Annotated in this window: 13 protein-coding genes; 11 read left to right on the top strand and 2 right to left on the bottom strand. The window is 53.2% G+C overall.

All coding sequences use genetic code 11. The annotated features are described in order from the left end of the window. The first annotated feature begins 36 nt into the window (after positions 1–36). From lplA to KNP68_RS06205, 11 genes are all read left to right on the top strand, one after another. Positions 37–1,026, top strand: coding sequence for a lipoate--protein ligase (lplA, locus tag KNP68_RS06255; RefSeq protein WP_021066701.1), 990 nt, complete (start codon positions 37–39; stop codon positions 1,024–1,026). Between the two features lie 157 nt (positions 1,027–1,183). Continuing rightward, positions 1,184–1,657 (top strand): PTS sugar transporter subunit IIA, encoded by a 474-nt coding sequence (locus tag KNP68_RS06250; protein ID WP_131472251.1) that lies wholly within the window; start codon positions 1,184–1,186, stop codon positions 1,655–1,657. 103 nt (positions 1,658–1,760) lie between these two features. Continuing rightward, positions 1,761–3,308, top strand: a complete 1,548-nt coding sequence (locus KNP68_RS06245) for a long-chain-fatty-acid--CoA ligase (RefSeq protein WP_029595966.1) — start codon at positions 1,761–1,763, stop codon at positions 3,306–3,308. Positions 3,309–3,404: 96 nt separating this feature from the next. Further along, a complete protein-coding gene (locus KNP68_RS06240) occupies positions 3,405–3,707 on the top strand; it encodes a metal-sensitive transcriptional regulator (protein WP_214799064.1) in 303 nt (100 codons plus the stop codon). Between the two features lie 12 nt (positions 3,708–3,719). Continuing rightward, positions 3,720–5,831: a heavy metal translocating P-type ATPase gene (locus KNP68_RS06235; protein ID WP_214799062.1), complete on the top strand. Its 2,112-nt coding sequence runs from the start codon at positions 3,720–3,722 to the stop codon at positions 5,829–5,831. Further along, a complete protein-coding gene (gene copZ / locus KNP68_RS06230) occupies positions 5,828–6,034 on the top strand; it encodes a copper chaperone CopZ (RefSeq protein WP_029595964.1) in 207 nt (68 codons plus the stop codon). Before KNP68_RS06235 ends, copZ begins: the two co-directional genes overlap by 4 nt. A gap of 345 nt (positions 6,035–6,379) precedes the next feature. Beyond that, on the top strand, positions 6,380–7,042 hold the full coding sequence (locus tag KNP68_RS06225; protein WP_029595963.1) for a response regulator transcription factor: 663 nt from the start codon (positions 6,380–6,382) through the stop codon (positions 7,040–7,042). Between the two features lie 29 nt (positions 7,043–7,071). Further along, positions 7,072–8,418, top strand: a complete 1,347-nt coding sequence (locus tag KNP68_RS06220; RefSeq protein ID WP_241764604.1) for a sensor histidine kinase — start codon at positions 7,072–7,074, stop codon at positions 8,416–8,418. 122 nt (positions 8,419–8,540) lie between these two features. Beyond that, complete coding sequence (locus KNP68_RS06215) at positions 8,541–8,990, top strand: competence protein ComK (protein WP_021066693.1); 450 nt, start codon at positions 8,541–8,543, stop codon at positions 8,988–8,990. 108 nt (positions 8,991–9,098) lie between these two features. After that, positions 9,099–12,167 (top strand): efflux RND transporter permease subunit, encoded by a 3,069-nt coding sequence (locus tag KNP68_RS06210; RefSeq protein ID WP_131472257.1) that lies wholly within the window; start codon positions 9,099–9,101, stop codon positions 12,165–12,167. Between the two features lie 130 nt (positions 12,168–12,297). Continuing rightward, entirely contained in the window at positions 12,298–12,708 is a 411-nt protein-coding gene (locus KNP68_RS06205; protein WP_021066691.1) for a hypothetical protein, read from the top strand. Between the two features lie 27 nt (positions 12,709–12,735). Here KNP68_RS06205 and KNP68_RS06200 read toward each other — a convergent pair whose 3' ends face one another. Then, the gene (locus KNP68_RS06200) at positions 12,736–13,092 is read right to left on the bottom strand and encodes a hypothetical protein (protein WP_021066690.1); all 357 of its coding nucleotides are present in this window, start codon (positions 13,090–13,092) and stop codon (positions 12,736–12,738) included. Between the two features lie 55 nt (positions 13,093–13,147). After that, positions 13,148–13,528 (bottom strand): truncated hemoglobin, encoded by a 381-nt coding sequence (locus KNP68_RS06195; protein ID WP_021066689.1) that lies wholly within the window; start codon positions 13,526–13,528, stop codon positions 13,148–13,150. Positions 13,529–13,624 lie beyond the last annotated feature (96 nt).

Raw genomic sequence — 13,624 nt, 5'->3', positions numbered from 1 at the left:
AATACAATTAACGATTATCCTTAGGAGGAACCTACTGTGAAATTTATTTTCAACCCGGATATCCGGGACCCGAAACTCAACTTGGCGGTCGAGGAGTATATCCTCAAACATTTGAACGTCGAGCATGAGGATTATTTCTTGTTCTATATTAACGGCCCGTCGATCATCATCGGCAAGAACCAGAACACATCAGAAGAAGTTAACTTGAAGTATATCGAAGAGAACGGGATCGACGTCGTCCGTCGTTTGTCAGGCGGCGGTGCTGTCTATCATGATGAGGGCAACTTGAACTTCAGCTTCATCACAAAAGATGACGGCAACTCGTTCAACAACTATAAGAAGTTCACGCAACCGATTGTCGACGCCTTGAAGCAACTCGGCGTCGAGGCAGAGTTGACGGGACGTAACGATATCCAAGTCGGCGAACGAAAAATCAGCGGGAACGCCCAGTTCACGACGCGCGGCCGTATGTTCAGCCACGGAACACTCATGTTCAACTCGAACATCGAGGAAGTCGTCAACTCGCTCAACGTCTCGGAAGAGAAGATGCGTTCTAAAGGGATTAAATCGGTCCGTAGCCGTGTCGCTAACATCACAGAGTTCTTAGAGGAAGAGATGGCGATGGAGCACTTTGTCGAGGCGCTGCTTCATTCCATTTATGACGGACAGGAACCAGAACGTTACGTGCTTCGCGATGAGGACTGGGAAATCGTTCAAGATATCTCGAAAGAGCGCTATGCGAACTGGGACTGGAACTTCGGAAAATCGCCGAAGTTTGATGTCGAGTCGAAACGTCGATTCCCGATCGGTACGATCGACGTCCGCTTGAACGTCAACAAGGGTACAATCACGGAAGCGAAAATCTATGGGGACTTCTTCGGTGTCGGGGATATCCATGACGTCGAACAAGCCCTCGTCGGAACGCGGTTCGAACGCGGCGCGATTCGGGAACAATTGTCACAGCTTGACGTCAAACATTACTTCGGCAACGTCGAGCTCGAAGAACTCGTCGATCTCATTAGCTGAAGCGGGTTTTCATGCAGAAGGGCCTCCCTACAGAGGTCCTTCTTTTTGGCGTTTTCGTGACAGGTTGTCTGGACCGTTGCGTGTCGTTCCGGCGAGGCGTATCATAATCAGTGTAAGCGCTTTCGTGAGATGGAGTCAACCAATGGGAGGAAACGATATGTATCGATTTATCACTGAATGGATGGACACGAATTTGATGTGGGTGACGGAGCAACCGACATTTGATCTCGCCGTCCAAGCGATTGGACTTGAACTCGAAGGTCGAGGTATCGTCAATGACACGTTCGCGCGCGTCGTGACGGAGCAAGAGCGGACGATCCCGTCGGGCGTTACCGATGTCGCCGTACCGGTCGCTGTCGTCGATGTACCGCTTCACGTCGCAAAACAAGACGGCATCACCTTGTTGCATCTCAATCAACCGTTTGCGATGCAGACGATTGCGGGAGAGAGTATTCGGGCCGAAGCGATTTTCTTCATCACGGCGACGACGGAAGCGAAACAGTCGGCGCTCCATAAGTTGATGGACGACTTGCTCATGGACGATGAGACGTTACAGGCGCTCGTGCACGTACAGAGCCGGACCGGATTGTATCATTTGCAGACGATGGACTTGAAAGCGTTTTCTTATTGAGGCGTTTCATGTACAATGAAGATAACTGAAAAAGAGCGCGGCTGCCGTGCTCTTTTTTACGGCTCAAAAGTGAATAGTCATTCATTTTCAAAGGGGGATTATCATGGCAAACTTAGTCACGGCACTACAAGGCGTGGTGGCCGCGCATCCGAACAAGGCGGCCTACGTGTTTGGGGAAGACACGGTCAGCTACGGACAGTTCTATGGACAAGTCGAGGCGATGGCGGCGACGCTTGAGCAAAAAGGCATCGGTCCAGGCGACCACGTCGCGCTCGTCCTCGGCAACAGCCCCGCGTTCTTGATTTCGTATTTCGCGGTGCTCGCCCGAGGTGGGGTCGTCATTCCGATCAACCCTACATACACACCGGACGAGATGGCCTACATCTTGCTCGATGGCGACGTAAAGGCGATTGTCGCGTTGTCGCCGCTCGTCGCGCAAGCGGAAGCCGCACTCACGAAATTACCGCAACTCCGACTCGTCATCTCGGTCCCGTATGCAGACGTACCGGCGTTGAAGCGGGATGGGGACATCGAGTTCTTACCGTTCAGCGAGGCGTTCGCGACGACGAAAGTTGAAGTGGTCGAAGTCGATGAGGAAGAGGTCGCTGTCATCCTGTATACGAGCGGGACGACCGGGAAACCGAAAGGCGCCTTGTTGACACATCTCAACTTGTTCTCGAACGCCCATTCGATCGGGGAGTATTTGGAAATCACGCCGGAAGACAAAGCGCTCGCCGCCTTACCGATGTTCCACGTCTTCTGTTTGACGGTCATCGTCAACGCACCGCTCCTGCGCGGGGCGACGATTGTCATCTTGCCAAAATTCTCACCGCAGGACGTGTTCGACCTCGTCCCAAAACATCGCGTCAGCATTTTTGCCGGTGTCCCGACGATGTACAACTTCCTGTTGCAGACGGCGATGAAAGTTCCAGCATACGCTTCGGCGCTCAAGCACGTCCGCGTCTTCGTATCCGGTGGAGCGAGTCTGCCGGTACAGTTGCTCGAATCGTTCGAGCAAAAGTTCGAGTGTAAGATTCTCGAAGGATACGGTCTGTCCGAGGCGTCACCGGTCACGTGTTTCAATCCGCTCCACGGCGAGCGGAAAGCCGGATCGATCGGTCCGTCAATCGTCCACGTCGAGAACAAGGTCGTCGACGAACTCGGCGAAGAGGTCGGGATCGACGAGGTCGGTGAACTGATCGTCCGTGGACCGAACGTGATGAAAGGCTATTATAAACTACCGGAAGAGACGTCGATGACGCTTCGCGACGGGTGGCTCTATACAGGCGACTTGGCGAAACGTGACAAAGACGGTTACTTTTATATCGTCGACCGGAAGAAGGACATGGTCATCGTCGGTGGCTATAACGTCTATCCGCGCGAAGTCGAAGAAGTGCTTTATCAACATCCGGGCATCGTCGAAGCAGCCGTCATCGGGGTACCGGATGCCGAACAAGGGGAAGCGGTCAAAGCGTTCATCGTCACGCGAGACGAACAGGTGACGCTCGACGAGATCCGAGCGTTCGCGGCGACGAAACTGGCGAAGTACAAACAGCCGACGCACATCGAGATCATCGAGGAGCTGCCGCGGAACACGACCGGGAAGATTTTACGGACCGTCTTGAAGAGCGAGCAATTCCAACGCAATTGACGGGAGAGAAGGACGACGAAATCAGTCGTCCTTTTTTTGTTCAAAAGATTTGACACCGTTACCGGGTAGGGGTATATTGGTGGTGAGGTGATAATCATGGAAGAATTCATGCATGACCAACCAATCGTTCCGTGTGAAGACGCAGAACGTGAAGCGCTCAGCAAACGGCTGCGCCGGATCGAAGGACAAGTACGTGGGATTCAAAAGATGGTCGAGAGCGACCGCTACTGCGTCGACATTTTGACCCAGACGTCAGCCATTCAAGCGGCACTCAAACAAGTCGAGATGCAACTGCTCGAACGTCACATGCGTAAATGTTTAGTCCATGCGAGTGAAACGGAAGACATGGACCCGTACATTGACGAATTGATGACAATCGTCAGCCGCATCAAGAAGTAAGGAGGTGTTCCGATGAAAACCGTCGAACTGTCGATTCAAGGGATGACATGCGCCGCATGCTCGGCCCGCATCGAGAAAGTGTTAAATAAAATGGACGGTGTTGAAGCGACCGTCAACTTGCCGCTCGAGACGGCGACGATTCGCGTCGACGACGGCATCACCGAAGACGAACTGATCGCCCGCATCGAAAAAATCGGTTATGGCGCAGAACGAAAGGCGGAACTGACGCCAAAACACGACCTGCGCCCGCTCGAGCGAAAAGTGCTCATCTCGGCGCTGTTGTCGGCACCGCTTCTGCTCGTCATGATTACGCACATCCCGGGTGTGACGTTCCATGCCGATTGGCTCATGAATCCGTGGTGGCAATTCGCGCTCGCCACACCGGTCCAGTTCTGGATCGGGTCCCAGTTTTATAAAGGGGCGTATAAGAGCCTGAAGAGCGGCGCGGCCAACATGGATGTGCTCGTGGCGACAGGGACATCGGCGGCTTACTTTTATTCCGTCTTCGAGATGCTCGTGCATCCGATGCATCCGTCGCTCTATTTTGAGACGAGTGCCGTTTTGATTACGCTCGTATTGCTCGGGAAATGGTTAGAGGCCCGAGCGAAAGAAAAAACGACGGACGCGCTCAAGTCACTTTTATCGTTACAGGCGAAAGAAGCGATTTTACTTGTTGACGGTGTGGAACGGCCAGTCGCGATCGACTTGGTCAAAGCCGGTGACGTCATCGTCGTCCGCCCTGGCGAAAAAGTGCCGGTCGATGGAAAAATCGTCGAAGGTGAGACGGTCATCGATGAGTCGATGTTGACCGGGGAATCAATCCCATCTGAGAAAAGTGTCGGCGCCGATGTTGTCGGCGGAACGATTAACCGCTCGCACCGGGTCTTGATGGTCGCCGAACGTGTTGGCAGCGAGACGATGCTCGCTCAAATTGTTCGTGTTGTTGAACAGGCGCAGACGGACAAAGCCCCGATCCAACGACAAGCGGACCGGATTTCCGGTGTGTTCGTTCCAATCGTCGTCGCCATCAGCGCCTTGACGTTCGCCGTCTGGACGCTTGGCTTCAATGATTTGGACATGGCGATCCGGGCCTCGATCGCCGTTCTCGTTATCGCTTGTCCGTGTGCGCTCGGTCTCGCGACACCGACATCGATCATGGTCGGGACGGGCCGTGCCGCCGAACGTGGTGTCTTGTTCAAAGGTGGCGGTCAGCTCGAATCGTTGAATGGGGTCGATATCGTCGTCTTCGATAAGACGGGGACGCTCACGAAAGGTACGCCGGAAGTCGTGGCGACGTTCGGAGAGACGTCGTTCTTGAAACAAGCCGTCATGGCCGAACGTCAGTCGACGCACCCGCTCGCCGAGGCAATCGGTCGGGGCGAAGGGGACGGTCAGGTCGAACGCGTTGAAGAGTTGGCCGGTCGAGGATTGAAAGCGGTCGTGGATGGGAAACCTCTTCTTATCGGCTCGGTCCGCATGATGCAAGAAGCTGGATTGGCATTACCGGAGTGGGACATGCAGGCGATGACGCCGGTCTATGTGGCCGACGAGTCTGGGGTCGTTGCGGCGTTTGGTCTGCAAGATCGGTTGAAAGACCAAAGCCGTGCCGTCGTCCAACAACTTGCCAAGACGAGACAAGTCTACGTCTTGACCGGTGATCGGAAAGAAGTCGCATTCGACGTCGCCCGTCAACTCGGGATTCCGGAAACGAACGTCATCGCCGAGGTACTGCCCGTCGAGAAGGCGGATCATGTCGAGGCGCTGAAACGCCAGGGCCGTGTGGCCATGGTCGGGGACGGGATGAATGACGCGCCGGCACTTGCTGTCGCTGACGTCGGCATCGCCTTCGGAAGCGGGACGGATATCGCTCTTGAGGCGGCCGATGTCACCGTGATGGGGCAAGATATCGATGGGGTGAACCGTGCCATCGAGATGAGTGCGTTGACGATGCGTAACATTCGTCAAAATTTGTTCTGGGCGCTTGCCTATAACAGTCTCGGTATCCCGGTCGCAGCCGCCGGTTTGCTTGCCCCGTGGATTGCCGGGGCGGCCATGGCGTTCAGTTCGGTCTCGGTCGTCTTGAACGCGTTACGATTGAAAACACAAGGAGGAACATCCAAATGAATGAAACGACATTAAAAGTAGAAGGTATGACATGTAATCACTGCAAGGCGGCGGTCGAAGGCGCCTTGACAGAACTTGAAGGCGTCGAGTCAGCGATCGTCTCGTTACAGGACCATCGGGTCGATGTCATCCACAACGATAAAATTTCAGTGAAAACGATGATCGAAGCCATCGAAGAACAGGGTTACGACGTCAACGCATAATCGAGAGCTCCCGCCTAGCATGGCGGGAGTTTTTTTGTCATGTTCATGCTAAGAAAAGTATGCTATATTATAGGTGATAATGAGAATCGCTATCAGTAGGAAGGTGGAACATGATGGAACTCATGATGATCAGCGGTGTACTGGCCCTCCTTAGTGGCGGCACGGTATTCCTCGCACAACAGATGCGCACTCGGCCGACGCGGTAAGGAAGGGGGAACCCTTCTTTTTTTGTGGGCTTGTTTGCGTGTCGTGAACACATTGAGCGCGGAGGAAACGGCTGCATTCCCATCATTCATCCACAATTGTTTGATATGATAAATAAAAAACGTTGCAGAGGTGACTGGAATGTACACAATCTATTTAGTCGATGATGAAATCAATTTAAATAAGATGCTCGTCACGTATTTAGAGCAAGAAGGGTATCAGGTCCGTTCGTTCACCGACGGGACCTCGGCCCAGGCCGCAATCAAAGACGAACCAGACTTATGGGTGCTCGATATCATGCTCCCGGACCTCGATGGGTTCCAATTACTGAAAGAAATCAAAGCGAAAAACGCGTTCACGCCGACGATTTTCATTTCGGCGCGAGATGAGGATATCGATAAAATCATCGGGCTCGAGATGGGGTCTGACGATTACATCGCCAAACCGTTCTTGCCGCGCGAGCTTGTCATCCGGGTGAAGAAGTTGATTGACCGGGTATACGGCTCAAAATCGAACGAACATATCGAGTATGGGGAATATACGATTTATCCCGAGAAACGTCTCATCCGACACGAACAGGATGAAATCGATTTGACGTCGAAAGAGTTCGACTTATTGCTCCTCTTCCTCGAACACCCGGGTTCGGCATTGTCGCGTGAACAGATTCTCGAAGGCGTCTGGGGCCATGACTATTTCGGTTCGGACCGCGTCGTCGATGATTTGGTGCGGCGCCTGCGGAAGAAATTGCATCGCTTGGAGCTCGAGACGCTTTATGGCGTCGGTTATCGACTCGTTAAGCCATGAAGCTCGATCACCTTCAGCCGAAGCGGCTCATGTGGAAAATCTGGGTGTTGATTCTCCTCATCATCGTGACGCTCGCCTTGATGATTTTATTGACGATTCGTTCCTCAATCACGCAGTTCATCGATGAACAAGTGTATGAGACGTTACAAGATGTCGATTATTACCTGGGTAATACGAACGAGTTGGAAAATATCCCGCAAAATCCGATTGAATATGACCGTCGCCAACAAGAGTCCCGTTCGGTCAACCAGCTCATCTTTCTGCCGAACGGACGAATCATTTATGGGTCGGCCCCACTCGAACTGACGAACCGGATGTATCAAGAGGCGATCGAACAGACGAGCGAGGTCGCTAAATATCAGACGACGATTGACGGAGAGGATGTCTACTATATCATCCGTCAAAACGAATACGACGGAGAGCTCATCTATCAGGCATCTTATGCGTGGGACGCCTATCGCCGTGAGCTCGTCTCGACGCTCTACTGGCGCATCTCGATTTTAATCGGGGTCATCAGCTTGCTGTCGTTGATTCCAGCCTTATGGATGTCGCGTGAGCTGACGAAGCCGATCGTCGAGATGGAACGGGCGGTCGAAAAAATCTCGAACCGTCAATGGGAGACGGTGCTCCCACTCGCCCGTCAAGACGAGCTCGGCCAATTGGCCCGCTCGATTGACGCGATGCGGCAAGAGTTGCAAGAGCAGGACGTGGCCCAACAGGCGTTGCTTCAAAACATCTCCCACGACTTGAAGACGCCGATCATGGTCATCCGTGGTTACGCCCAATCAATCGGGGACGGCATCTATCCGACCGGAGACTTGAAAGGGTCGGCCGAAGTCATTGATGAAGAGGCATCGCGTCTCGAGAAGAAAGTCGTCGATTTGTTGTACGTCACCAAGCTGGAATATTTCAAAGGCCAAGAGATGCGACTTGAACCAATCAATCTTGATAAATTGGTGGAGCTGCTCGTCAGCCGGTTCAAATTGCGTGGCAACTTGGACTGGACGGTCGAAGGACATGCCGGTGAGATGCTCGGTGATGGGGAACAGATTCGCGTCGCGTTCGAGAACGTGCTCGATAACGCCTTGCGCTACGCCGAATCGAGGATTCATATCCGTCTGTCTCACACTGAGGCAGGCGTCGAGATTACGATTGAGAACGATGGTCCACCGGTCGATGAGAACCTCGATTTGTTCCATCAATTCTCACGCGGAAAACAAGGAAAGTTTGGGCTCGGTCTCTTCATCGTTCAACGGATTGTGACGCTCCATGAGGGGACGGTCGCCTTGGGAAATACGAGTGACGGAGTTGCTGTACATTTTCACTTTCCGCCATCGAATTCGAATCCAAAACTAAAGTTAGATTATCGAAATTAAAAAATCAGCCACTCGTTGGCTGATTTTTTTAGTTGGAAATGTTTGAGCTCGATTTGTGGAAACGGTGACTCCTTGGTATGAATGAGAGGTAAGGCAATACATCCATGATGGAGGCAGATCAGATGACTCAGTTGACGAATGAAACAAGAGCTTTGATTCCGGTGTTTAATGAGTACGGGGAGGCGGAGACGCTCGTCTATCAATCCGATGGTGTCCGACGCTTGAAAGGCTCACCCCTTCACTTACTCGAATCCGCCTGTCTGTATTACGGTTCAAGTATCCAAGGACGGATTGAAGCGGCCCGTGACGTACTCGGACCGCACCGGAAAACGCCCGTCATCATGGATTGGCATGCAGATGCCGTATTTTTCCCGACCATTGCCAAAGAAAGCCCCGACTGTGCCTGGATCAACTTCTCTCAAGTCTATGATGCGGAGAAGAGCGGAAAAGGGAGCCGAATTATCTTTCATTCAGGTGAATCGGTCGAAGTGCCGGTGTCGAATCATACCGTCTATAAGCAGAAGCAGCGTTCCATCGAGTTATCGTATTCGTTTCAAAAACGCTTTCACTGAAACACATTCAATCAGGTTTAAAGATTGAAATCGATGACGAACCCCTCTATGATGAAGAAGAATAGTTCATATGTGTATTTGCACATCATCTGAAAGTGAGGGGTCAACATGTTTTTTCAAAAAATGATTGAACGAGGAAAACTGGTCATCGTGTTTTTACTCGTCGCAGTCGTTGTCGGGGTGCTCACGTTCTTCCAACTTCCGAAGCGTGAAATTCCGGAGACGAGTGTCAATATCGTCTTGATTCAGACGCCATATCCAGGCGCGACCGCAGAGACGGTCGAACGGAACGTCACGAATATTTTGGAGACTGAATTGAGAGGACTCGAAGGAATCGAGAATGTGTCATCATTATCCGCATCCGAGTTCTCAAACATCACAGTCGAGTATGAAGACGGCTTCGACCGAAGTGAGCTCCAGGCGAACGTGCGCCAAGCCATCTCGGATGCCGCACCGCGCTTGCCTGAGAATGCGCTGGCACCGACCGTCAATGATTCGATCGGACAATTGCCGGTCGCTTCATATTTGTTGACTTCGGACGACCGCGAAACGTTGCAAGCGGCTCGAGAAGATGTCGAGCGGTTGGAGGAACGATTGTTGCGGACCGAAGGCGTGACCGGTGTGACAATCAAAGGATTGCCAGAAACCGAATTCGTCGTCTCGCTCGACTCGGCCGAACTCGGGGAGCGTCAACTCGCCTTCCCGGACGTTTTGACGGCCATCAATGAAGAATATAAGACGACACCGCTCGGACGCCAGTCGACGGAAGAGGGCATCTATCAGTTGGCGATCGACAGTTTGACGAACGTCAATGATATGGGCCAAGTCGTCGTCGGATCGGTAGACGGGACGCCCGTTCTACTCGAAGACGTCGGTACGGTCGAAGAGACGGAAAAAGCGGTCACCGACCTCGTCTCGCTCGATGGGATGCCCGCCATTTCCTTGACGGTCACAATCGAGTCGGGACAAGATATCCCGACGCTGCAAGAACGCGTCGATGAAGTCGTCGCCGCAGAAGTCGGAGACGTCTCTGGCGTCGAGCTCGTCCCTTATTACGAGCAGGCCAAAGCGGTCGACGCGATCTTCTCGTCGTTGACAAAAGAGTTCATCGTCGCCATGATTGCCGTCATCGTCGTCACGACGATTGGATTGACGGTATCAGGATCCATCATCGTCAGCTTGGCGATTCCATTATCGTTCTTGCTCGCGTTAATCCCGCTTCGCTTCACGGGGGTCGACTTGAACCAAATCTCCATCATCGGTGCCATCATCGCCCTCGGGATTCTCGTCGATGACGCCATCGTCGTCAACGACAACATCCTGCGTCGTTACCGGAAAGGGGATACGGCGATGGGAGGTGCCGTACGCGGGACGAAAGAAGTGTGGGGCTCGATCGTCACTTCGACGCTCGCCGTCGTCTTCGCTTTCTTGCCATTGACCCTCTTGTCAGGTGCGAACGGGAACTTTATCCGCGCCTTGCCGACCGTATTGGCGTTATCGGTGCTCGCTTCGATGGTCATCAGTTTGACTCTCGTCCCGATTGCCCAATACTGGTTGAACCGGAAACAAGTCAAAGTCTCGAAACGAGAGCCGGGTTGGTTAGGGAAACCACTCAACCGTCTCAGTAATTTCTATGCGGACACGTTGTTGCCAAAAGTTGCGAAGCGTCCATGGACGTTCGGACTCGTCGGTTTCGTCATCACGACCGCCTTGTACGGATTGATTCTATTGACACCATTCGAATTTTTCCCGGCCGCGAACCGACCAGAAGTCGTGACGAGCGTCACATTACCGGTCCAGACCGACTTGGAAGAGACGGAACGGAGACTTCAAGCCATCGAGGAAGAGTTCCAAAGCATCGATGGCGTCACCGAGACGTCCATCTTTGCCGGGGGCGGGTTACCGAGCCTGTTCACGGGTGGTCTCGACCAAACAGGTGACAATACCGGCCAAATCGTCGTCCGTGTCGATAACGAGACAATCGATGCGATTCAATTGATTGATGAGTATACGACACAAATCCGGGAAAACAACCCGGACGCTGAAATCTTCTTGGATACGCAACAACAAGGACCGCCGACTTCGGCACCTGTCGAGTTCACGATGCGCGGCGAGACAATCGACGAGCTCGTGGCGGCACGGGATACCGTGAAAGCAGACCTCGAAGAGATTGACGGCGCACTCGTCCTCGATAACATTAAAGAGCCGTTCCAAACACTCACGTATGAGCTCGACCGTGACGCGATGGCGGCCGCTGGCGTGACCGCGAAAGCGATCAGTGACCAGATTCGCCTCGTCACGGACGGGATTCCGATCGGAACGTTCGATGATGGTGTCGAACAGCGCGATGTGAAAATTGTCGTCGATGCGGAAGCAAACCGTGAGGCGCTCGCTTTAGACGATATTCTCGTCCCAGTCGAAACGGAAGCCGGCCCACCGGTCGCACCGCTCAGCACGTTCGTCACCGAAACGACGACGGAACAGATTCAACAGATTCCGCGTGAAAACGGAGAACGGACCGTGACGCTCCAAATCTTTGCGAGCGAAGGTATGGACGAGGAAGCGTTCAAACAAGACGTCGACCGCGTGCTCGCCGATGCGAAGTCTGCATTGACCGATGACGGGATCGCGTTTGATCAATCGGGGGCAAGTGACACACAAAACGAGTTCTTCCTTGAACTCGCCACGTTGTTCGTCGTCGTCTTGTTCTTAATCTTCTTGATTATCGCATTCCAGTTCAATTCATTGTCACTACCGATGCTCGTCCTGTTCACGATTTACTTGGCGATTGCCGGAGCTGTCGTCGGACTGTTCATCACACAGACGCCATTTAGCTTCATGGCTTCGATGGGGATTGTCTCGCTCGCCGGAATCGTCGTTCGGAACGCCGTCGTCTTGTTCGAGTTCATCGAGCAAGGGATTCGGGACGGCATGGCTGTCACGACCGCTGTCTATGAGGCAGGGCGGGCCCGGATTCGTCCGATCCTGTTGACGGCCTTGACCGCCGTCGTCGCCCTCTTGCCGGTCGCGTTCGGACAAGACCCACTCTTCAAACCACTTGCCATCTGTATCGTGTCAGGGATTCTGTTCTCGACGGTACTGACGCTCGTGCTCGTCCCGGCCTACTACTTGATTTTGGCGAAACGTCGCCACCGGGATAAACCGTTCACAGAGTAATTGCATGACGACAAAGGATGGCCCGAGGTGGGCCATCCTTTGTTCGTTTACGTCGGGAGACGTATGTTTTTGTGAGATGCTCTATGGGTATAATAAGAGAAGGACTTCACAATATTGGAGGGAATCAACGATGAATGATTCATACACATGGTTAAATCGCCGGACAATTCGCCCGGCTTACAGTGCGACAGGGGGACGAGCGTGGACGAGCGAACGCGTCGTCCGTCCGGATGCAGCGCGGGGGAAGACGGTTCGCGGTGTCAAACGCGTCCGTCGTCCGTATACGGATGAGCATGGAAATCGCCGTTATACGACGGGGCGTGTCGTCATCACCGACGCGGCTCGCAAAGCGCGGGCCAACGGTCATGGTGAGTCGGCCGTTCAACTCGAGTTGTCGGTGCCGACACCGTACGAGCGGGTCAAAGAGATGATTCCGACGAAGAAAATCCTCGTGCCTGCCATGGCCGGGATTGCCGTCGCTGGTGGGATTGCGGGAGTCATTTATGCACTCCGCAAGAAAAAGCGGAACAAAGGAAAATAAAAAAATCGCCCAACTCGGGCGATTTTTTTATTTGAGACGATCCGCAAGAATCCGTTCGAGCTGTTGCTCGCCGAGTTCGCGCATCTCTGCTTCATTCTCTTCATCGTATGCCTCATCAGTGAAACGTCCGACGAATTCGACTTTCCCGTTGCCGAGTTCACGGAAGACGAGGTTTTTGCGGTCCTGATAAAAGACGACGCGGTACTCTCGTCCGTTCTCGTGCATATAGTTGAACACACCTTTAATGTGGTCCATGTTCTTTTCTTCGGGTTGGTCTTCTTCCTCTTCGTCCTCTTCGAGGGCGTCGGCGAGGACTGCCGTCGGTTCTACTTCTTCCGTTTCTTCTTCAGACGAAACGGCCTCTTTCTTTTCTTCTTCTGTCATGAAAAACGACCTCCTTTACTTACTTTCTTATCATACCCGCTTTTCGAAAGGCTGACTACTCAAAATGGTGCGAGCAGACGCGGACGACGTTCGAGGATGACATGATCAAGCGATGGAACAGCTGTTGTTTGATCGACTCGGGCGCATCGACCGTTTTGAGCGCTTGCTCCATGCAGCCGAGCCAATGTCCGGCATGAGTCTCAGAGATGGGGTGGTCACGATGGATCATCGCCAAGTTACCGCCACCACGACGTTCCGTATACAGTTTCGGTCCCCCGAGCAACTGTGTTAAAAATTCGAATTGATGCGCTTTGACCCGCTCTTTGTCGTCCGGAAACAACGGCAACAAGACCGGGTCGGCGTAGACGAGATCATAAAAGGCGTCTACGAGCTGTTGGACTCCACGCTCGCCGCCGAATTGTTCATATGCACTCATGTTCATTTCCCCCTCATACGTCCAGTCTAATCGATTTTCGCTGAAATTGGGAAGGATGCGGGCTGGCCAATTTTCTTGCCGGGGTCTCGAAGGATT

This window comes from Exiguobacterium sp. s50 (assembly GCF_018618175.1).
GTDB classification, from domain to species: Bacteria; Bacillota; Bacilli; order Exiguobacteriales; family Exiguobacteriaceae; genus Exiguobacterium; species Exiguobacterium chiriqhucha.
This window is presented reverse-complemented; position numbering and strand designations above follow the sequence as displayed.

Bases quoted from the DNA above. Each gene is read 5' to 3' on its own strand.
- KNP68_RS06240 (WP_214799064.1), top strand. From the start codon at position 3,405: ATGGAAGAATTCATGCATGACCAACCAATCGTTCCGTGTGAAGACGCA.
- KNP68_RS06250 (WP_131472251.1), top strand. From the start codon at position 1,184: ATGTATCGATTTATCACTGAATGGATGGACACGAATTTGATGTGGGTG.
- KNP68_RS06205 (WP_021066691.1), top strand. From the start codon at position 12,298: ATGAATGATTCATACACATGGTTAAATCGCCGGACAATTCGCCCGGCT.
- KNP68_RS06225 (WP_029595963.1), top strand. From the start codon at position 6,380: ATGTACACAATCTATTTAGTCGATGATGAAATCAATTTAAATAAGATG.
- KNP68_RS06195 (WP_021066689.1), bottom strand. From the start codon at position 13,528: ATGAGTGCATATGAACAATTCGGCGGCGAGCGTGGAGTCCAACAGCTC.
- copZ (WP_029595964.1), top strand. From the start codon at position 5,828: ATGAATGAAACGACATTAAAAGTAGAAGGTATGACATGTAATCACTGC.
- KNP68_RS06235 (WP_214799062.1), top strand. From the start codon at position 3,720: ATGAAAACCGTCGAACTGTCGATTCAAGGGATGACATGCGCCGCATGC.
- KNP68_RS06200 (WP_021066690.1), bottom strand. From the start codon at position 13,092: ATGACAGAAGAAGAAAAGAAAGAGGCCGTTTCGTCTGAAGAAGAAACG.
- KNP68_RS06245 (WP_029595966.1), top strand. From the start codon at position 1,761: ATGGCAAACTTAGTCACGGCACTACAAGGCGTGGTGGCCGCGCATCCG.
- KNP68_RS06220 (WP_241764604.1), top strand. From the start codon at position 7,072: ATGTGGAAAATCTGGGTGTTGATTCTCCTCATCATCGTGACGCTCGCC.
- KNP68_RS06210 (WP_131472257.1), top strand. From the start codon at position 9,099: ATGTTTTTTCAAAAAATGATTGAACGAGGAAAACTGGTCATCGTGTTT.
- KNP68_RS06215 (WP_021066693.1), top strand. From the start codon at position 8,541: ATGACTCAGTTGACGAATGAAACAAGAGCTTTGATTCCGGTGTTTAAT.